Origin of the sequence: Pseudocitrobacter faecalis, assembly GCF_965231525.1 — a bacterium.
In the GTDB taxonomy this organism is placed as follows: Bacteria; Pseudomonadota; Gammaproteobacteria; order Enterobacterales; family Enterobacteriaceae; genus Pseudocitrobacter; species Pseudocitrobacter faecalis.
Genome location: NZ_CBDDNJ010000002.1, coordinates 4,225,826 through 4,245,241, shown reverse-complemented (window position 1 = coordinate 4,245,241; position 19,416 = coordinate 4,225,826). Strand labels below are relative to the sequence as shown.

At 52.8% G+C, this 19,416-nt stretch carries 11 protein-coding genes, 6 tRNA genes and 4 rRNA genes; 18 read left to right on the top strand and 3 right to left on the bottom strand.

Annotated elements, in window-relative coordinates; all coding sequences use genetic code 11:
• The first annotated feature begins 23 nt into the window (after window positions 1-23).
• The gene (fre, locus tag ACOXYR_RS20545; RefSeq protein ID WP_108476882.1) at window positions 24-725 is read left to right on the top strand and encodes an NAD(P)H-flavin reductase; all 702 of its coding nucleotides are present in this window, start codon (window positions 24-26) and stop codon (window positions 723-725) included.
• 83 nt (window positions 726-808) lie between these two features.
• Here fre and fadA read toward each other — a convergent pair whose 3' ends face one another.
• On the bottom strand, window positions 809-1,972 hold the full coding sequence (gene fadA, locus ACOXYR_RS20540) for an acetyl-CoA C-acyltransferase FadA (protein WP_189624474.1): 1,164 nt from the start codon (window positions 1,970-1,972) through the stop codon (window positions 809-811).
• Window positions 1,973-1,981: 9 nt separating this feature from the next.
• Entirely contained in the window at window positions 1,982-4,171 is a 2,190-nt protein-coding gene (gene fadB / locus ACOXYR_RS20535) for a fatty acid oxidation complex subunit alpha FadB (RefSeq protein ID WP_421356227.1), read from the bottom strand.
• Between the two features lie 190 nt (window positions 4,172-4,361).
• On the opposite strand from fadB, the gene pepQ reads away from it, so the two are divergent.
• The 12 genes from pepQ to birA all read left to right on the top strand — a co-directional run bounded on the left by pepQ (window position 4,362) and on the right by birA (window position 16,303).
• A complete protein-coding gene (gene pepQ, locus ACOXYR_RS20530) occupies window positions 4,362-5,693 on the top strand; it encodes a Xaa-Pro dipeptidase (protein WP_421356228.1) in 1,332 nt (443 codons plus the stop codon).
• A complete protein-coding gene (locus ACOXYR_RS20525; protein ID WP_108476878.1) occupies window positions 5,693-6,307 on the top strand; it encodes an IMPACT family protein in 615 nt (204 codons plus the stop codon). The genes pepQ and ACOXYR_RS20525 overlap by 1 nt, the downstream gene beginning before the upstream one ends.
• 38 nt (window positions 6,308-6,345) lie before the next feature.
• The gene (gene trkH / locus ACOXYR_RS20520; RefSeq protein WP_015966397.1) at window positions 6,346-7,797 is read left to right on the top strand and encodes a Trk system potassium transporter TrkH; all 1,452 of its coding nucleotides are present in this window, start codon (window positions 6,346-6,348) and stop codon (window positions 7,795-7,797) included.
• 12 nt (window positions 7,798-7,809) lie between these two features.
• Window positions 7,810-8,343: a menaquinone-dependent protoporphyrinogen IX dehydrogenase gene (gene hemG / locus ACOXYR_RS20515; protein WP_108476941.1), complete on the top strand. Its 534-nt coding sequence runs from the start codon at window positions 7,810-7,812 to the stop codon at window positions 8,341-8,343.
• Window positions 8,344-8,699: 356 nt separating this feature from the next.
• Window positions 8,700-10,239: ribosomal RNA gene (locus ACOXYR_RS20510) — 16S ribosomal RNA — on the top strand.
• A gap of 85 nt (window positions 10,240-10,324) precedes the next feature.
• Window positions 10,325-10,400, top strand: a tRNA-Glu gene (locus ACOXYR_RS20505).
• Between the two features lie 190 nt (window positions 10,401-10,590).
• Window positions 10,591-13,496, top strand: a 23S ribosomal RNA gene (locus ACOXYR_RS20500).
• Window positions 13,497-13,592: 96 nt separating this feature from the next.
• A 5S ribosomal RNA gene (rrf, locus tag ACOXYR_RS20495) occupies window positions 13,593-13,708 on the top strand.
• A 153-nt stretch (window positions 13,709-13,861) separates the two neighbouring features.
• A tRNA-Thr gene (locus tag ACOXYR_RS20490) sits at window positions 13,862-13,937 on the top strand.
• A gap of 41 nt (window positions 13,938-13,978) precedes the next feature.
• Window positions 13,979-14,094, top strand: a 5S ribosomal RNA gene (rrf, locus tag ACOXYR_RS20485).
• Together the 16S, 23S and 5S rRNA genes with 2 tRNA genes alongside form the textbook arrangement of a ribosomal RNA operon.
• 221 nt (window positions 14,095-14,315) lie before the next feature.
• Complete coding sequence (murB, locus tag ACOXYR_RS20480) at window positions 14,316-15,344, top strand: UDP-N-acetylmuramate dehydrogenase (protein WP_421356730.1); 1,029 nt, start codon at window positions 14,316-14,318, stop codon at window positions 15,342-15,344.
• Window positions 15,341-16,303 carry a bifunctional biotin--[acetyl-CoA-carboxylase] ligase/biotin operon repressor BirA gene (birA, locus tag ACOXYR_RS20475; protein ID WP_108477205.1) on the top strand — a complete coding sequence of 321 codons (963 nt, stop codon included), beginning with the start codon at window positions 15,341-15,343 and terminating at the stop codon, window positions 16,301-16,303. The genes murB and birA overlap by 4 nt, the downstream gene beginning before the upstream one ends.
• Window positions 16,304-16,338: 35 nt before the next feature.
• Here birA and coaA read toward each other — a convergent pair whose 3' ends face one another.
• Window positions 16,339-17,289 (bottom strand): type I pantothenate kinase, encoded by a 951-nt coding sequence (coaA, locus tag ACOXYR_RS20470; RefSeq protein WP_041686545.1) that lies wholly within the window; start codon window positions 17,287-17,289, stop codon window positions 16,339-16,341.
• A gap of 385 nt (window positions 17,290-17,674) precedes the next feature.
• Here coaA and ACOXYR_RS20465 point away from each other — a divergent pair.
• The 5 genes from ACOXYR_RS20465 to tuf all read left to right on the top strand — a co-directional run bounded on the left by ACOXYR_RS20465 (window position 17,675) and on the right by tuf (window position 19,414).
• Window positions 17,675-17,750, top strand: a tRNA-Thr gene (locus tag ACOXYR_RS20465).
• 10 nt (window positions 17,751-17,760) lie between these two features.
• Window positions 17,761-17,845 (top strand) — tRNA-Tyr (locus tag ACOXYR_RS20460).
• 110 nt (window positions 17,846-17,955) lie between these two features.
• Window positions 17,956-18,030 (top strand) — tRNA-Gly (locus tag ACOXYR_RS20455).
• 5 nt (window positions 18,031-18,035) lie between these two features.
• Window positions 18,036-18,111 (top strand) — tRNA-Thr (locus ACOXYR_RS20450).
• A gap of 118 nt (window positions 18,112-18,229) precedes the next feature.
• Window positions 18,230-19,414 (top strand): elongation factor Tu, encoded by a 1,185-nt coding sequence (gene tuf, locus ACOXYR_RS20445; protein ID WP_003031109.1) that lies wholly within the window; start codon window positions 18,230-18,232, stop codon window positions 19,412-19,414.
• The last annotated feature ends 2 nt before the right edge of the window (window positions 19,415-19,416 follow it).

Below are 19,416 nucleotides of genomic sequence, written 5' to 3'. Positions count from 1 at the left end.
ATAAGATCCGACAGAGGGAGCGCATGACAATTTTAAGCTGTAAAGTGACCTCGGTAGATGCCATCACCGACACTGTATATCGCGTCCGTTTAGTACCCGAAGCCCCATTCTCGTTCCAGGCGGGTCAGTATTTAATGGTCGTAATGGATGAGCGCGATAAACGCCCGTTCTCCATGGCCTCTACGCCGGATCAGCAGGACTATATCGAACTGCATATTGGTGCATCGGAGCTGAATTTATACGCGATGGCGGTAATGGATCGCATTCTGAAGGATCGCGAAATTGTCGTTGATATTCCTCATGGCGAAGCCTGGCTGCGCGATGATGAAGAACGGCCGCTGATTTTAATCGCGGGCGGTACGGGCTTCTCCTACGTGCGCTCTATTCTGCTGACTGCGCTGAAGCGTAACCCTAACCGTGATGTCACCATTTACTGGGGCGGCCGTGAAGAGAAACACCTGTACGATCTGGCCGAGCTGGAAGCGTTAACGGTGAATCATCCGAAGCTGAATGTTATTCCGGTTGTTGAGCAGCCTGATGATGAGTGGCGTGGACGCTCCGGTACCGTGCTGACGGCGGTCTTACAGGATTACGGTACGCTGGCGGAGCATGATATCTATATTGCAGGCCGTTTTGAAATGGCGAAAATCGCTCGTGACCTGTTCTGCAACGAACGTCAGGCGCGTGAAGACCGCCTGTTTGGCGATGCGTTTGCGTTTATTTAAGCAATAAAAAACCCGCCCCTGACAGGCGGGAAGAACGGCAACTAACCTATTTATTCGTAGGCCGTAGCCCGGCCTACAAGCACTTATACGCGTTCAAATACGGTCGCAATCCCCTGACCCAATCCAATACACATTGTCGCCAGACCGAACTGGGCGTCTTTGCGTTCCATCAGATTCAGCAACGTGGTACTGATTCGCGCGCCGGAGCAACCTAACGGGTGGCCCAAAGCGATCGCACCGCCGTTGAGGTTGATCTTCTCGTCGATTTGCTCCATCAGCCCCAGATCTTTAATACATGGCAGGATCTGCGCGGCAAACGCTTCGTTCATTTCGAACAGGTCGATGTCGCTTACTGACAGGCCGGCTTTTTTCAGCGCCAGCTTCGACGCCGGAACCGGGCCATAGCCCATGATAGACGGATCGCAGCCGACAACCGCCATCGAGCGTATACGCGCGCGCGGCGTGAAGCCCAGTTCGCGGGCGCGGCTTTCGCTCATGACCAGCATGGCGGAAGCGCCATCGGAAAGCGCAGAAGACGAACCAGCGGTGACCGTGCCGGTGACCGGGTCGAATGCTGGTTTCAGCGTCGCGAGTGCTTCAACCGTAGTTTCCGGGCGAATCACCTCATCGTAGTTAAATTGTTTCAGAACGCCGTCGGCATCGTGACCACCGGTCGGGACGATCTCATTTTTGAACGCGCCGGACTGGGTTGCGGCCCAGGCACGGGCGTGAGAGCGGGCGGCAAAGGCGTCCTGCATCTCACGGCTGATGCCGTGCATCCGCGCCAGCATTTCGGCGGTTAAGCCCATCATGCCTGCCGCTTTGGCGACGTTCCGGCTTAAGCCGGGGTGAAAATCGACGCCGTGGCTCATCGGTACATGGCCCATGTGCTCTACGCCGCCAATCAGACATGCATGCGCATCACCGGTCATGATCATACGTGCGGCGTCGTGCAGCGCCTGCATTGATGAGCCACACAGGCGGTTAACGGTGTTTGCAGGCACCGAGTGCGGTACTTCCGCCAGCAGGGCGGCGTTGCGCGCAATGTTAAAACCCTGCTCCAGCGTTTGTTGCACGCATCCCCAGTAAATATCATCAAGAGACGCCGCTTCGAGCGCCGGGTTGCGTGACAGCAGACTGCGCATCAGATGCGCGGAGAGATCTTCCGCGCGTACGTGACGGAATGCGCCGCCCTTTGAACGGCCCATCGGGGTACGAATTGCATCGACAATGACAACCTGTTCCATTGTGACTCCTTAAGCCGTTTTCAGTGTGCCAACCGGACGGGCGGGCTCCACTGCGGGATAATACGGTTCGTTATGACGCGCTTTATTGCGCAGACCTTCCGGCACGTCATACAACGGGCCGAGGTGCTGATACTGCTGCGCCATATCGAGATATTTTGCGCTACCTAACGTATCCAGCCAGCGGAATGCGCCGCCGTGGAATGGAGGGAAGCCCAGGCCGTAGACCAGCGCCATATCGGCTTCTGCCGGGCTGGCAATAATGCCTTCCTCCAGACAGCGCACCACTTCGTTGACCATCGGGATCATCATGCGGGCGATAATCTCTTCGTCGCTGAAGTCGCGTTTGGGTTGAGAAACATCGGCCAGCAGGCTGTCGGTTTGCGCATCTTCTTCTTTTTTCGGTTTGCCTTTGCTGTCTTCTTTGTAGCGCCAGAAGCCAAGGCCATTTTTTTGCCCGAATCGATTGGCTTCAAACAGAGCATCGATCGCATCGCGATAATCCTTCTGCATGCGCTGCGGGAAGCCTGCCGCCATCACTGCCTGTGCGTGATGAGCAGTGTCGATACCGACCACGTCCAGCAGATACGCCGGGCCCATCGGCCAGCCGAACTGTTTCTCCATCACTTTGTCGACTTTGCGGAAATCCGCACCGTCGCGAAGCAACTGGCTGAAACCGGCAAAGTAGGGGAACAGCACGCGGTTAACGAAGAAGCCGGGGCAGTCGTTAACCACGATCGGCGTTTTACCCATCTGGCTGGCCCAGGAAACCACTTTGGCGATGGTTTGCTCGCTGGTCTTTTTACCGCGAATGATCTCAACCAGTGGCATGCGGTGCACCGGATTGAAGAAGTGCATGCCGCAGAAGTTTTCCGGACGCTCCAGCGCGTCAGCCAGCTCGCTGATAGGAATTGTCGATGTGTTGGAGGCCAGAACAGCATCCGGGCGGACTTTTTGCTCGGTTTCTGCCAGCACCGTTTTTTTCACTTTCGGATTTTCAACAACCGCTTCTACGACCACGTCTACACGGTCGAACCCGGCGTAATCCAGCGTGGGCTGAATAGTGGAAATGACGCCTGCCAGCTTCAGACCATCAATTTTGCCGCGCTCCAGTTGCTTATTCAGCAGTTTGCTGGCTTCTGTCATGCCAAGCGTCAGCGATTTCTCGTTGATATCCTTCATGATGACCGGCACGCCTTTCCAGGCGGACTGATACGCGATACCGCCGCCCATAATACCCGCGCCCAGAACGGCGGCGTGTTTTGGCGCATCGGTGGTTTTGGCGAGTTTTTTCGCCAGACCTTTTACGTATTGATCGTTCAGGAAGATACCAACCAACGCGCGTGCTTCGTTGGTGTGCGCCAGCGGGACAAAGCTTTGGTTTTCCAGCTTCAGCGCGTCATCGCGCCCCAGACGGGCAGCGGCTTCAATGGTTTTCACCGCCGTAATCGGCGCCGGATAGTGTTTACCCGCCGTCTGCATCACCATGCCTTTGGCAATAGTGAAGCTCATGGTGGCTTCCACTTTACTGAGCTTCAGCGGTTCCAGCTTCGGACGACGCTTCGCGCGCCAGTCGAGATCGCCATTTATCGCCTGACGTAATACGGCCAGCGCGCCGTCGATCAGTTTCTCTTGTTTAACAACGCCATCCACCAGGCCGATTTTCAGTGCTTGTTCAGCGCCAACATCTTTCCCGGCGGCGATGATTTCCAGCGCGCTGTCGGCACCCAGCAGGCGTGGCATGCGCACGGAACCGCCAAAACCAGGCATGATCCCCAGTTTGGTTTCTGGCAGGCCGATGCGCAGGTCTGGCGTCGCTAAACGGTAATCGGTCGCCAGTACACACTCACACCCGCCACCCAGCGCGTAGCCATTTACGGCGGCGATGGTCGGAACCGGTAAATCTTCCAGACGGTTGAAGACGCTGTTGGCGAAATGCAGCCATTCGCTGAGCTGTTCTTCCGGCACCAGGAATAGCGAGAGGAATTCGGTAATGTCTGCGCCGACGATAAACGCCGCTTTTTCAGAGCGCAGCAGCAGCCCTTTCAGCTCTTTTTGTTTTTCGAGGACATCGAGCGCGTGACCGAGGCTGGCTACGGTCGCCGTATCTAATTTATTCACCGAGCCGGGGGCGTCGAACACCAGTTCGACAATGCCATCTTCCAGCCAGTTGAGGTACAGGGTATCGCCTTTGTAGAGCATGTCAGTCTCCTGAATCCAGCAGTGTAATCTGGTCGTACCAGATGAGGCTGAGTGTGGTTTTTATGTTAATAAAATGCAAATTACTCTTTAAATATTTGCTGGGGAGATCACGACTGGTGGAGATCACGCAGGTTCGGTGAGGTGTGCTAAGATGCGAAAACTTGAGGGCAAAAATGTACAAGGACTAAAAATGGAATCACTGGCTGCACTCTACAAAAATCATATCGCCACCCTGCAGGAACGCGCGCGTAACGCGCTCGACCGCTTCAAGCTGGACGCGCTGTTAATTCATTCTGGCGAACTGATGAATGTGTTCCTCGATGACCATGCGTATCCGTTCAAGGTCAACCCGCAGTTTAAGGCCTGGGTGCCCGTAACGCAGGTACCGAACTGCTGGCTGCTGGTGGATGGCGTCAATAAACCGAAGCTGTGGTTCTACTTGCCGGTGGATTACTGGCACAACGTTGAGCCGTTGCCGACCTCCTTCTGGACAGAGGAAGTTGAGGTGATTGCACTGCCGAAAGCGGACGGTATTGGTAGCCAACTGCCAGCGGCTCGCGGAAATATTGGCTATATCGGTCCGGTTCCGGAGCGCGCGATTGGCCTGGGTATTGCAGCCGACAAGATCAACCCGAAAGGGGTGATTGATTATCTGCACTACTATCGTGCTTATAAAACAGATTACGAACTGGCCTGTATGCGCGAAGCGCAGAAAACGGCAGTTAACGGTCACCGCGCAGCGGAAGAAGCTTTCCGTTCCGGGATGAGCGAGTTCGACATCAACCAGGCGTACCTGACGGCGACCGGCCATCGCGATACGGATGTACCGTATGGCAACATCGTGGCGCTGAATGAACACGCTTCTGTATTGCACTACACCAAACTGGATCACCGCGTGCCGTCTGAAGTGCGTAGCTTCCTGCTGGACGCTGGCGCGGAATACAACGGTTATGCCGCTGACCTCACCCGTACCTGGTCGGCAAACAGCGACAATGATTTCGCCCATCTGATCAAAGACGTGAACGACGAGCAACTGGCGCTGATCGCCACTATGAAAGCGGGCGTCAGCTATGTGGATTACCACATCCAGTTCCATCAGCGCATCGCAAAAATCTTGCTTAAACATCAGATCCTTACCGACATGAGCGAAGAGGCGATGGTTGAAAACGACCTGACCGGGCCGTTTATGCCACACGGTATTGGCCACCCGCTGGGATTACAGGTTCATGATGTCGCGGGCTTTATGCAGGATGACACTGGCACGCACCTGGCTGCGCCGTCGAAATATCCGTACCTGCGCTGCACCCGCGTGTTGCAGCCGCGCATGGTGCTGACCATCGAGCCGGGAATTTACTTCATCGAATCTCTGCTGGCGCCGTGGCGCGAAGGGCAGTTCAGCAAGCACTTCAACTGGCAGAAAATTGACGCGCTGAAACCGTTCGGTGGGATTCGTATCGAAGATAACGTCGTGATCCACGAGAATAACGTTGAGAACATGACGCGCGATCTGAAACTGGCGTAATGGAAAGTTGGCCGATACCGGCGTCGCCGGTCACGTTTACTGAAGAGATCAAAAAGAGCCGTTTTATCACCCTGCTGGCGCATACCGACGGGGTAGAAGCGGCGAAAGCGTTTGTTGAATCGGTGAGGGCAGAACATCCTGATGCTCGCCACCATTGTGTCGCCTGGGTTGCCGGGCGGCCCGATGATTCACAGCAGCTTGGCTTTTCAGATGACGGTGAACCAGCGGGAACGGCGGGTAAGCCCATGCTGGCGCAGCTTATGGGAAGCGGCGTTGGCGAAATTACCGCCGTGGTGGTTCGCTACTACGGCGGCGTGCTGTTGGGAACGGGGGGCCTGGTGAAAGCCTATGGCGGTGGTGTCCAGCAGGCGCTAAATCAACTCACAACACAAATCAAAACGCCATTAACCGAATATACTCTGTTGTGTGAATACGGTCAGTTGTCGGGGATAGAAACGCTGCTGGGGCAATTCTCTGGCGTCATTGTTACCAGTGATTATCAGGCATCGGTACAGCTACGCGTGGCGCTCCCACAAGCGAAAGTGGATGCTTTTACAGCAAAACTGGCTGATTTTAGCCGTGGTTCATTGCAATTGTTTGCGATTGAAGAATAATCCCCCTCCTTACTTTTATACCAAAGGAAGCGCCAGAGATGCATTTTCGTGCCATAACCCGAATTGTCGGACTTCTGGTCATCTTATTTTCGGGAACCATGATCCTTCCCGGCCTGGTGGCATTGATTTACCGCGATGGCGCCGGGCGGGCATTTACCCAAACCTTTTTTGTCGCGCTGGTGATTGGCTCATTACTGTGGTGGCCGAACCGCCGCGAGAAGGGCGAACTTAAATCGCGCGAGGGGTTTTTGATTGTGGTTCTGTTCTGGACCGTGCTGGGCAGCGTGGGTGCGCTTCCTTTTATTTTCTCTGAGCAGCCAAACCTCACGATAACCGATGCTTTTTTTGAATCCTTTTCCGGGCTGACGACGACCGGCGCGACGACACTGGTGGGCCTTGATTCACTTCCGCATGCGATTCTCTTTTATCGACAGATGCTGCAGTGGTTCGGCGGTATGGGGATCATCGTATTAGCCGTGGCGATTCTGCCTATCCTCGGCGTCGGGGGGATGCAGCTTTATCGTGCTGAGATGCCGGGGCCGCTGAAGGATAACAAGATGCGACCGCGTATTGCGGAAACGGCAAAAACCCTGTGGCTCATCTATGTGCTGTTGACCGTCGCTTGTGCGCTGGCGCTGTGGTTTGCGGGTATGCCGGCGTTCGACGCCATCGGTCACAGCTTCGCGACTATCGCGATTGGCGGCTTCTCGACGCATGACGCCAGCGTGGGCTATTTTGACAGCCCAACGATCAACACCATTATTGCTATCTTCTTACTGATCTCCGGGTGTAACTATGGCCTGCACTTCTCGTTACTGAGTGGGCGGAGCCTGAAGGTTTACTGGCGCGATCCGGAATTCAGAATGTTTATTGGCGTGCAATTGACGCTGGTCTTTATCTGTACGCTGGTGCTCTTTTTCCATAACGTTTACAGCTCGGCGCTGACGACGCTAAACCAGGCTTTCTTCCAGGTTGTGTCAATGGCGACGACGGCGGGCTTTACGACGGACAGTATCGCGCGCTGGCCACTCTTCCTGCCGGTGCTGTTACTCTGTTCCGCGTTTATCGGCGGCTGCGCCGGGTCGACGGGCGGGGGGCTGAAGGTGATTCGAATCCTGCTGCTGTTCAAGCAGGGGAACCGTGAACTGAAACGTCTGGTGCATCCGAACGCGGTGTACAGCATCAAGCTTGGCAACCGTGCGCTGCCGGAACGTATTCTCGAAGCGGTATGGGGATTCTTCTCTGCGTATGCGCTGGTGTTCATTATCAGTATGTTGGCGATTATCGCGACTGGCGTGGATGACTTCTCCGCGTTTGCCTCGGTAGTGGCAACGCTGAATAACCTTGGGCCTGGGCTTGGGGTGGTGGCGGATAACTTTGCCAGTATGAACCCGGTGGCGAAGTGGATCCTGATTGCGAACATGCTGTTTGGTCGTCTGGAAGTCTTTACGTTGCTGGTATTGTTTACCCCAACTTTCTGGCGCGAATAAGTGGAGCTTGCGTTGAAAACATTAATCCTCTTCTCTACCCGTGATGGTCAGACGCGTGAAATTGCCGCCTACCTCTCTTCTGAGCTTAAAGAGCTGGGCGTTGATTCAGAACTGGTGAATCTGAACCGTACTCAGGACATTGAGTGGGAACAGTATGATCGCGTCGTGGTGGGGGCGTCGATTCGCTATGGGCACTTCCATTCTGCGGTCGATCGTTTTGTGAAAAAGCATGCCGCGCAGATGCAGGCATTACCGAGTGCTTTCTTCTCGGTGAACCTGGTAGCGCGTAAACCTGAGAAACGCTCGCCGCAGACCAATAACTACACGCGTAAGTTTCTGTTGGCCTCGCCGTGGCAGCCAGATGCCTGCGCCGTTTTCGCCGGTGCGCTGCGTTACCCGCGTTATCGTTGGTATGACCGTTTTATGATCCGCCTGATTATGAAGATGACCGGCGGTGAAACGGATACCCGTAAAGAAGTGGTTTATACGGACTGGCAGCAGGTCGCTCATTTCGCTCGCGAAATTGCACATATTCCGCGCAAATAGCGTGCGAAGGGAGCGTATTGCCTGGAAAATGAGCTAACGAAAAGTTTTTTGTATTTTATGCTTGCGGGATCTCAATTACTCCCTATAATGCGCTCCCACTGACACGGCAACAGCCGCTTCGGTTGAAGAGAAAAATCCTGAAAATCAGGGTTGACTCTGAAAGAGGAAAGCGTATTATGCGCACCTCGCAACGGTGAGCTTCATGCCGCGTTGCACTGCTCTTTAACAATTTATCAGACAATCTGTGTGGGCACTCAACGATACGGATTCTTAACGTCGCAAGACGATAAATGAATACCAAGTCTCTGAGTGAACACGTAATTCATTACGAAGTTTAATTCACGAGCATCAAACTTAAATTGAAGAGTTTGATCATGGCTCAGATTGAACGCTGGCGGCAGGCCTAACACATGCAAGTCGAACGGTAACAGGAATCAGCTTGCTGATTCGCTGACGAGTGGCGGACGGGTGAGTAATGTCTGGGAAACTGCCTGATGGAGGGGATAACTACTGGAAACGGTAGCTAATACCGCATAACGTCGCAAGACCAAAGAGGGGGACCTTCGGGCCTCTTGCCATCGGATGTGCCCAGATGGGATTAGCTAGTAGGTGAGGTAATGGCTCACCTAGGCGACGATCCCTAGCTGGTCTGAGAGGATGACCAGCCACACTGGAACTGAGACACGGTCCAGACTCCTACGGGAGGCAGCAGTGGGGAATATTGCACAATGGGCGCAAGCCTGATGCAGCCATGCCGCGTGTATGAAGAAGGCCTTCGGGTTGTAAAGTACTTTCAGCGAGGAGGAAGGTGTTGTGGTTAATAACCACAGCAATTGACGTTACTCGCAGAAGAAGCACCGGCTAACTCCGTGCCAGCAGCCGCGGTAATACGGAGGGTGCAAGCGTTAATCGGAATTACTGGGCGTAAAGCGCACGCAGGCGGTTTGTTAAGTCAGATGTGAAATCCCCGGGCTCAACCTGGGAACTGCATTTGAAACTGGCAAGCTTGAGTCTCGTAGAGGGGGGTAGAATTCCAGGTGTAGCGGTGAAATGCGTAGAGATCTGGAGGAATACCGGTGGCGAAGGCGGCCCCCTGGACGAAGACTGACGCTCAGGTGCGAAAGCGTGGGGAGCAAACAGGATTAGATACCCTGGTAGTCCACGCTGTAAACGATGTCGACTTGGAGGTTGTGCCCTTGAGGCGTGGCTTCCGGAGCTAACGCGTTAAGTCGACCGCCTGGGGAGTACGGCCGCAAGGTTAAAACTCAAATGAATTGACGGGGGCCCGCACAAGCGGTGGAGCATGTGGTTTAATTCGATGCAACGCGAAGAACCTTACCTGGTCTTGACATCCACAGAACTTAGCAGAGATGCTTTGGTGCCTTCGGGAACTGTGAGACAGGTGCTGCATGGCTGTCGTCAGCTCGTGTTGTGAAATGTTGGGTTAAGTCCCGCAACGAGCGCAACCCTTATCCTTTGTTGCCAGCGATTCGGTCGGGAACTCAAAGGAGACTGCCAGTGATAAACTGGAGGAAGGTGGGGATGACGTCAAGTCATCATGGCCCTTACGACCAGGGCTACACACGTGCTACAATGGCATATACAAAGAGAAGCGACCTCGCGAGAGCAAGCGGACCTCATAAAGTATGTCGTAGTCCGGATTGAGTCTGCAACTCGACTCCATGAAGTCGGAATCGCTAGTAATCGTAGATCAGAATGCTACGGTGAATACGTTCCCGGGCCTTGTACACACCGCCCGTCACACCATGGGAGTGGGTTGCAAAAGAAGTAGGTAGCTTAACCTTCGGGAGGGCGCTTACCACTTTGTGATTCATGACTGGGGTGAAGTCGTAACAAGGTAACCGTAGGGGAACCTGCGGTTGGATCACCTCCTTACCTTAAAGAACCGTTCCTTGAAGTGCTCACACAGATTGTCTGATGAAAAGTAAATAGCAAGGCGTCTTGCGATTGAGACTTCAGTGTCCCCTTCGTCTAGAGGCCCAGGACACCGCCCTTTCACGGCGGTAACAGGGGTTCGAATCCCCTAGGGGACGCCACTTGCTGGTATGTGTGAGTGAAAGTCGCCGACCGTAATATCTCAAAACAGACTGTAAAGTCTTGTTTGAGATATTTGCTCTTTAAAAATCTGGATCAAGCTGAAAATTGAAACGACACACGTTAAGTGTGTTCGAGTCTCTCAAATTTTCGCAACACGGTGGTGTTTTACGAAACATCTTCGGGTTGTGAGGTTAAGCGACTAAGCGTACACGGTGGATGCCCTGGCAGTCAGAGGCGATGAAGGACGTGCTAATCTGCGATAAGCGTCGGTAAGGTGATATGAACCGTTATAACCGGCGATTTCCGAATGGGGAAACCCAGTGTGTTTCGACACACTATCATTACGTGAATACATAGCGTAATGAAGCGAACCGGGGGAACTGAAACATCTAAGTACCCCGAGGAAAAGAAATCAACCGAGATTCCCCCAGTAGCGGCGAGCGAACGGGGAGCAGCCCAGAGTCTGAATCAGCATGTGTGTTAGTGGAACGGTCTGGAAAGTCCGACGGTACAGGGTGATAGTCCCGTACACCAAAATGCATATGCTGTGAACTCGAAGAGTAGGGCGGGACACGTGGTATCCTGTCTGAATATGGGGGGACCATCCTCCAAGGCTAAATACTCCTGACTGACCGATAGTGAACCAGTACCGTGAGGGAAAGGCGAAAAGAACCCCGGCGAGGGGAGTGAAAAAGAACCTGAAACCGTGTACGTACAAGCAGTGGGAGCCTACTTGTTAGGTGACTGCGTACCTTTTGTATAATGGGTCAGCGACTTATATTCTGTAGCAAGGTTAACCGAATAGGGGAGCCGAAGGGAAACCGAGTCTTAACTGGGCGTTAAGTTGCAGGGTATAGACCCGAAACCCGGTGATCTCAGCCATGGGCAGGTTGAAGGTTGGGTAACACTAACTGGAGGACCGAACCGACTAATGTTGAAAAATTAGCGGATGACTTGTGGCTGGGGGTGAAAGGCCAATCAAACCGGGAGATAGCTGGTTCTCCCCGAAAGCTATTTAGGTAGCGCCTCGTGAACTCATCTTCGGGGGTAGAGCACTGTTTCGGCTAGGGGGTCATCCCGACTTACCAACCCGATGCAAACTGCGAATACCGAAGAATGTTATCACGGGAGACACACGGCGGGTGCTAACGTCCGTCGTGAAGAGGGAAACAACCCAGACCGCCAGCTAAGGTCCCAAAGTCACAGTTAAGTGGGAAACGATGTGGGAAGGCTCAGACAGCCAGGATGTTGGCTTAGAAGCAGCCATCATTTAAAGAAAGCGTAATAGCTCACTGGTCGAGTCGGCCTGCGCGGAAGATGTAACGGGGCTAAACTGTGCACCGAAGCTGCGGCAGCGACACTAAGTGTTGTTGGGTAGGGGAGCGTTCTGTAAGCCGTTGAAGGTGTGTCGTGAGGCATGCTGGAGGTATCAGAAGTGCGAATGCTGACATAAGTAACGATAATGCGGGTGAAAAACCCGCACGCCGGAAGACCAAGGGTTCCTGTCCAACGTTAATCGGGGCAGGGTGAGTCGACCCCTAAGGCGAGGCCGAAAGGCGTAGTCGATGGGAAACAGGTTAATATTCCTGTACTTGGTGTTACTGCGAAGGGGGGACGGAGAAGGCTATGTTGGCCGGGCGACGGTTGTCCCGGTTTAATCGTGTAGGTTTGCAGACCAGGTAAATCCGGTTTGCTTCAGGACTGAGACGTGATGACGAGGCACTACGGTGCTGAAGTGACAAATGCCCTGCTTCCAGGAAAAGCCTCTAAGCATCAGGTAACATCGAATCGTACCCCAAACCGACACAGGTGGTCAGGTAGAGAATACCAAGGCGCTTGAGAGAACTCGGGTGAAGGAACTAGGCAAAATGGTGCCGTAACTTCGGGAGAAGGCACGCTGATATGTAGGTGAAGCGGTTTACCCGTGGAGCTGAAATCAGTCGAAGATACCAGCTGGCTGCAACTGTTTATTAAAAACACAGCACTGTGCAAACACGAAAGTGGACGTATACGGTGTGACGCCTGCCCGGTGCCGGAAGGTTAATTGATGGGGTTAGCTGTAAGGCGAAGCTCTTGATCGAAGCCCCGGTAAACGGCGGCCGTAACTATAACGGTCCTAAGGTAGCGAAATTCCTTGTCGGGTAAGTTCCGACCTGCACGAATGGCGTAATGATGGCCAGGCTGTCTCCACCCGAGACTCAGTGAAATTGAACTCGCTGTGAAGATGCAGTGTACCCGCGGCAAGACGGAAAGACCCCGTGAACCTTTACTATAGCTTGACACTGAACATTGAGCCTTGATGTGTAGGATAGGTGGGAGGCTTTGAAGTGTGGACGCCAGTCTGCATGGAGCCAACCTTGAAATACCACCCTTTAATGTTTGATGTTCTAACGTAGACCCGTAATCCGGGTTGCGGACAGTGTCTGGTGGGTAGTTTGACTGGGGCGGTCTCCTCCCAAAGAGTAACGGAGGAGCACGAAGGTTAGCTAATCCTGGTCGGACATCAGGAGGTTAGTGCAATGGCATAAGCTAGCTTGACTGCGAGCGTGACGGCGCGAGCAGGTGCGAAAGCAGGTCATAGTGATCCGGTGGTTCTGAATGGAAGGGCCATCGCTCAACGGATAAAAGGTACTCCGGGGATAACAGGCTGATACCGCCCAAGAGTTCATATCGACGGCGGTGTTTGGCACCTCGATGTCGGCTCATCACATCCTGGGGCTGAAGTAGGTCCCAAGGGTATGGCTGTTCGCCATTTAAAGTGGTACGCGAGCTGGGTTTAGAACGTCGTGAGACAGTTCGGTCCCTATCTGCCGTGGGCGCTGGAGAATTGAGGGGGCTGCTCCTAGTACGAGAGGACCGGAGTGGACGCATCACTGGTGTTCGGGTTGTCATGCCAATGGCATTGCCCGGTAGCTACATGCGGAAGAGATAAGTGCTGAAAGCATCTAAGCACGAAACTTGCCCCGAGATGAGTTCTCCCTGAGACTTTAAGTCTCCTGAAGGAACGTTGAAGACGACGACGTTGATAGGCTGGGTGTGTAAGTGCAGCGATGCATTGAGCTAACCAGTACTAATGAACCGTGAGGCTTAACCTTACAACGCCGAAGATGTTTTGGCGAAGAGACATCGAGAAGTAAGCTTGACACAGATTACATTAACCGGCAATAAGCGGGTTAATACAACAGAATTTGCCTGGCGGCACTAGCGCGGTGGTCCCACCTGACCCCATGCCGAACTCAGAAGTGAAACGCCGTAGCGCCGATGGTAGTGTGGGGTCTCCCCATGCGAGAGTAGGGAACTGCCAGGCATCAAATTAAGAAGTATGGCACTGACCTTTGAGGCAGTTCGCTACTTGATAAGAGAGTAGGACAAAAGCGAAAGCTTTTGAACGTTGCGAAGCAACGGCCCAAAGGGTGAATCACAAAGTGATTCATAAACTGCCAGGCATCAAATTTAGTGTGCTGATATGGCTCAGTTGGTAGAGCGCACCCTTGGTAAGGGTGAGGTCCCCAGTTCGACTCTGGGTATCAGCACCAGTTTTTTCGGTTAAAGTTCGGCAGATTTAGAAAAGAATTTGTCTGGCGGCAGTAGCGCGGTGGTCCCACCTGACCCCATGCCGAACTCAGAAGTGAAACGCCGTAGCGCCGATGGTAGTGTGGGGTCTCCCCATGCGAGAGTAGGGAACTGCCAGACATCAAATAAAGCAAAAAGGCCATCCTCAGGGATGGCCTTTTTGCGCTGGTGCGAAAAAAACGCCGGCTGCGGCTTTGCCATATCCGGCCTGCAAAAGAACAATCCCCGCCGAAGGATACGAACCCGCAGGCCTGGTAAGCGCAGCGCCATCGGGCGATACCACGCGCACAATCCCCTCATATACGGTAAACTAGCGACGTTTTTGCATCAGGAAAGCAGCTATGAACCATTCCCTAAGACCCTGGAACACCTTCGGCATTGAACATCATGCGAAGCACATTGTATGCGCGGAAAACGAACAACAATTACTGAGCGCCTGGCAGCATGCGATTGCAGAAAGTCTGCCAGTTCTTATTCTGGGTGAAGGAAGCAACGTTCTCTTCCTGGAGGATTACGCCGGAACCGTCATCGTTAACCGGATTAAAGGTATCAATGTCACCGAGTCAACAGACGCGTGGCATCTCCATGTCGGGGCAGGTGAAAACTGGCATCAGTTAGTTCGTTATACGCTGGATAACAACATGCCGGGTCTGGAAAACCTGGCGCTGATCCCTGGTTGCGCCGGTTCATCACCTATTCAGAATATCGGTGCCTATGGCGTCGAGATTAAGCAGGTCTGTGAATTTGTCGACTGTGTCGAACTTGCCACGGGCAAACACCTGCGTTTAACAGCTACAGAGTGTCGCTTTGGTTATCGTGACAGCATCTTTAAACACGAATATCAGGATAAATACGCCATCCTGGCCGTGGGTTTCCGCTTAGCAAAAGCCTGGAAGCCCGTCCTGACGTATGGCGATCTGACGTGCCTGGATCCACAAACCGTTACGCCACGTGATGTCTTTGATTCCGTATGTCATATGCGAATGACGAAACTCCCGGATCCCAAAGTCAACGGTAACGCGGGAAGCTTCTTTAAGAACCCGGTCGTAGAGCGCGAGCATGCTGAAATATTGCTGGCTTCATTCCCTAACGCGCCGCATTACCCACAAGCTGACGGAACCGTAAAACTGGCGGCGGGCTGGCTTATCGACCAGTGCCAGTTGAAAGGCTATGTTTACGGTGGCGCGGCGGTACATCAGCAGCAGGCGTTGGTACTCATCAATCAGGATCATGCGACCAGTGATGATGTGGTTGCGCTGGCTCACCACGTGCGAACGCAGGTCGGCAAGAAATTTAATATTTGGCTGGAGCCTGAAGTGCGATTTATGGGGCCAACTGGTGAAGTAAATGCGGTAGAGGTCATTGCATGAAGGACAACACGATTCCCTTAACGCTGATTGCCATCCTGTCTGACGGTGAATTCCATTCCGGCGAACAGCTGGGCGAAAAGCTGGGCATGAGTCGCGCGGCGATTAATAAACATATCCAGACCTTGCGCGATTGGGGCGTCGATGTGTTTACCGTTCCTGGCAAAGGATATAGCCTGCCAGAGCCTATTCAGTTGCTGGAAGAAGAACGCATTCGCCAGCAAATTGAATATGGCAACGTAGCGGTCTTACCGGTTATTGATTCCACCAACCAGTATTTGCTCGATCGCATTCACGAGCTGCATTCCGGTGATGCCTGCGTGGCAGAGTATCAAACGGCAGGCCGCGGTCGCCGTGGTCGTAAATGGTTCTCTCCATTCGGGGCGAATCTCTATCTATCGATGTACTGGCGGCTTGAGCAGGGGCCTGCGGCGGCAATTGGCTTGAGTCTGGTAATTGGCATTGTGATGGCCGAAGTATTGCAAAGCCTGGGTGCCGATCAGGTGCGCGTAAAGTGGCCGAATGACCTGTACCTCAATGATCGCAAACTTGCCGGGATTCTGGTGGAATTAACCGGAAAAACGGGTGATGCAGCGCAAATTGTGATTGGTGCGGGAATTAACCTCGTTATGCGTCACGTTGAAAATGATGTGATCAATCAAGGCTGGATCAACCTTCAGGAAGCGGGGATCTCCATCGATCGTAATACGCTTGCCGTCCGTCTGATTAAAGAGCTGCGTGAATCACTTCGTCTATTTGAACAGGAAGGGCTGACACCATATCTGGCTCGCTGGAAAAAACTCGATAACTTTATTGATCGCCCGGTGAAGTTAATTATTGGCGATAAAGAAATCTTTGGTGTTTCTCGCGGTATTGATTCTCAGGGGGCATTATTGCTTGAGCAGGATGGGGTGATAAAACCCTGGGTCGGCGGCGAAATATCGTTGCGTAGCGCTGAATGAAAAAAGGGAGCCTCGGCTCCCTTTTCTATAAAAATTTATTTTCGCAGGCGGACTTGCTCAACCGAGTGATTAGCGCTTTTGGTTAAAATCAGGCTGGCACGCTCACGTGTAGGTAATATATTTTCCTTGAGATTCACAAGGTTAATTTCATTCCACAAGTTAGTCGCCACGTTTATCGCTTCATCTTTCGAAAGTTGTGCATAGTTGTGGAAATAAGAATCCGGGTCGGTAAATGCGCCCTCGCGGAATTTCAGGAATCGGTTGATATACCATGATTGAAGTAGTTTTTCCGGCGCATCAACATATATTGAGAAGTCGACAAAATCGGAAACAAATACATGATGTGGGTCGTGTGGATAATCCATCCCGCTTTGCAGAACATTTAACCCTTCAAGAATTAAAATATCCGGATGCGTCACCGTTTTATCGCCGTCAGGGATGACATCATAAATCAGATGCGAATAGACAGGCGCCGTCACGTCAGGTACCCCAGATTTCAGATCTGAAACGAATTTAACCAGACGATGCATATCATAAGACTGTGGGAAGCCTTTCTTCTTCATCAGTCCACGCTCTTTCAGCACCTCATTAGGGTGCAGGAAGCCATCGGTGGTAATTAGCTCAACGCGACGGTGTTCAGGCCAACGACTCAGTAACGCCTGCAAAACGCGCGCAGTCGTGCTTTTCCCCACGGCGACGCTACCAGCAATACTAATGATATAAGGAATACGTTGCCCGTTGGTGCCCAGGAACTGTTCCAGCACAGCCTGGCGACGCAGGTTAGAGCTGATATAGAAGTTGAGCAAACGCGATAAAGGCAAATAGATCTCGGCGACCTCTTCCAGCGACAGATCTTCGTTGATACCTTTCAACCGCTTGATTTCCCCTTCAGTCAGGGTCATTGGTACGGAATCACGAAGCGCAGCCCACTGGCTACGATTAAACTGTAGGTAAGGTGTCATTAACGTTTGCTCTTTTTTTCTCATAAGCATGTTCTGACCGCCGCCTTGACGTACACACGACGCATCAACATTCAGTTAATCAGGACAATGGGCAGGAGGTTAACACCAGATGGAAGAGAATAAGAAGAAAAAATCAAAATGAGTGATGCTTTCGTGCACAAACGCAACACATCATGGCTCTCCTCGAAAGTGTTATACATACTCCATGGCGCAGCCAATACCTGGTACGGTAGATAACACGGTAAACGTCCTTTAAGTGCTGCGTTAAAAACATCCATTTTCTGCTCTGATATTCGCCAGCTTGCCGTGTTTTTACGCAGTTGCGCACAAAATATGAGCAAGAGAACATTTTATGCAAATTTTTAGTTGCATGCAGGCGCAGGTCTCCCTAGAATGCGCGCTACTTGATGCCGACTTAGCTCAGTAGGTAGAGCAACTGACTTGTAATCAGTAGGTCACCAGTTCGATTCCGGTAGTCGGCACCATCAAGTGCCTGGTGGGGTTCCCGAGCGGCCAAAGGGAGCAGACTGTAAATCTGCCGTCATCGACTTCGAAGGTTCGAATCCTTCCCCCACCACCATCTTCGGTTACGCGAAAGCGCAACCTGAGTCGGAAGCTGTATCCACCGGCTCAAACAGGAGAGTGTTCTTCTCCTTAAACAGAAAGAACTGGGTAGCCGAGTTTCAGGATGCGGGCATCGTATAATGGCTATTACCTCAGCCTTCCAAGCTGATGATGCGGGTTCGATTCCCGCTGCCCGCTCCAGACGTGCTGATATGGCTCAGTTGGTAGAGCGCACCCTTGGTAAGGGTGAGGTCCCCAGTTCGACTCTGGGTATCAGCACCACTTCACTTCTCCTTCCCGTTTCTCTCTGTTTACTTTTAAATGCATTCAACAAGTCGGGCGTGTTGCCTGGTTGATGTGGTGATATCACCGATTTATCCGTGTCTTAGAGGGACAATCGATGTCTAAAGAAAAGTTTGAACGTACAAAACCGCACGTTAACGTCGGTACTATCGGCCACGTTGACCATGGTAAAACAACGCTGACCGCTGCCATCACTACCGTACTGGCTAAAACCTACGGCGGTGCTGCTCGCGCATTCGATCAGATCGATAACGCGCCGGAAGAAAAAGCTCGTGGTATCACCATCAACACTTCTCACGTTGAATATGACACCCCGACTCGCCACTACGCGCACGTAGACTGCCCGGGCCACGCCGACTATGTTAAAAACATGATCACCGGTGCTGCGCAGATGGACGGCGCGATCCTGGTTGTTGCTGCGACTGACGGCCCGATGCCGCAGACTCGTGAGCACATCCTGCTGGGTCGTCAGGTAGGCGTTCCGTACATCATCGTGTTCCTGAACAAATGCGACATGGTTGATGACGAAGAGCTGCTGGAACTGGTAGAAATGGAAGTTCGTGAACTTCTGTCTCAGTACGATTTCCCGGGCGACGACACGCCGATCGTTCGTGGTTCTGCTCTGAAAGCGCTGGAAGGCGAAGCAGAGTGGGAAGCGAAAATCATCGAACTGGCTGGCTTCCTGGATTCTTACATCCCGGAACCAGAGCGTGCGATTGACAAGCCGTTCCTGCTGCCGATCGAAGACGTATTCTCCATCTCCGGTCGTGGTACCGTTGTTACCGGTCGTGTAGAACGCGGTATCATCAAAGTTGGTGAAGAAGTTGAAATCGTTGGTATCAAAGAGACTGCTAAGTCTACCTGTACTGGCGTTGAAATGTTCCGCAAACTGCTGGACGAAGGCCGTGCGGGTGAGAACGTTGGTGTTCTGCTGCGTGGTATCAAACGTGAAGAAATCGAACGTGGTCAGGTACTGGCTAAGCCGGGTTCCATCAAGCCGCACACCAAATTCGAATCTGAAGTTTATATCCTGTCCAAAGATGAAGGCGGCCGTCATACTCCGTTCTTCAAAGGCTACCGTCCGCAGTTCTACTTCCGTACAACTGACGTGACGGGCACCATCGAACTGCCGGAAGGCGTAGAGATGGTAATGCCGGGCGACAACATCAAAATGGTTGTTACCCTGATCCACCCGATCGCGATGGACGACGGTCTGCGTTTCGCAATCCGTGAAGGCGGCCGTACCGTTGGCGCGGGCGTTGTTGCTAAAGTAATGAGCTAATT

What these genes read in the sequence shown, in the direction of transcription:
- trkH (WP_015966397.1), top strand. Translation starts at nt 6,346, where the DNA reads ATGCATTTTCGTGCCATAACCCGAATTGTCGGACTTCTGGTCATCTTA.
- fadB (WP_421356227.1), bottom strand. Translation starts at nt 4,171, where the DNA reads ATGCTCTACAAAGGCGATACCCTGTACCTCAACTGGCTGGAAGATGGC.
- birA (WP_108477205.1), top strand. Translation starts at nt 15,341, where the DNA reads ATGAAGGACAACACGATTCCCTTAACGCTGATTGCCATCCTGTCTGAC.
- ACOXYR_RS20525 (WP_108476878.1), top strand. Translation starts at nt 5,693, where the DNA reads ATGGAAAGTTGGCCGATACCGGCGTCGCCGGTCACGTTTACTGAAGAG.
- pepQ (WP_421356228.1), top strand. Translation starts at nt 4,362, where the DNA reads ATGGAATCACTGGCTGCACTCTACAAAAATCATATCGCCACCCTGCAG.
- tuf (WP_003031109.1), top strand. Translation starts at nt 18,230, where the DNA reads ATGTCTAAAGAAAAGTTTGAACGTACAAAACCGCACGTTAACGTCGGT.
- fadA (WP_189624474.1), bottom strand. Translation starts at nt 1,972, where the DNA reads ATGGAACAGGTTGTCATTGTCGATGCAATTCGTACCCCGATGGGCCGT.
- coaA (WP_041686545.1), bottom strand. Translation starts at nt 17,289, where the DNA reads ATGAGAAAAAAAGAGCAAACGTTAATGACACCTTACCTACAGTTTAAT.
- fre (WP_108476882.1), top strand. Translation starts at nt 24, where the DNA reads ATGACAATTTTAAGCTGTAAAGTGACCTCGGTAGATGCCATCACCGAC.
- murB (WP_421356730.1), top strand. Translation starts at nt 14,316, where the DNA reads ATGAACCATTCCCTAAGACCCTGGAACACCTTCGGCATTGAACATCAT.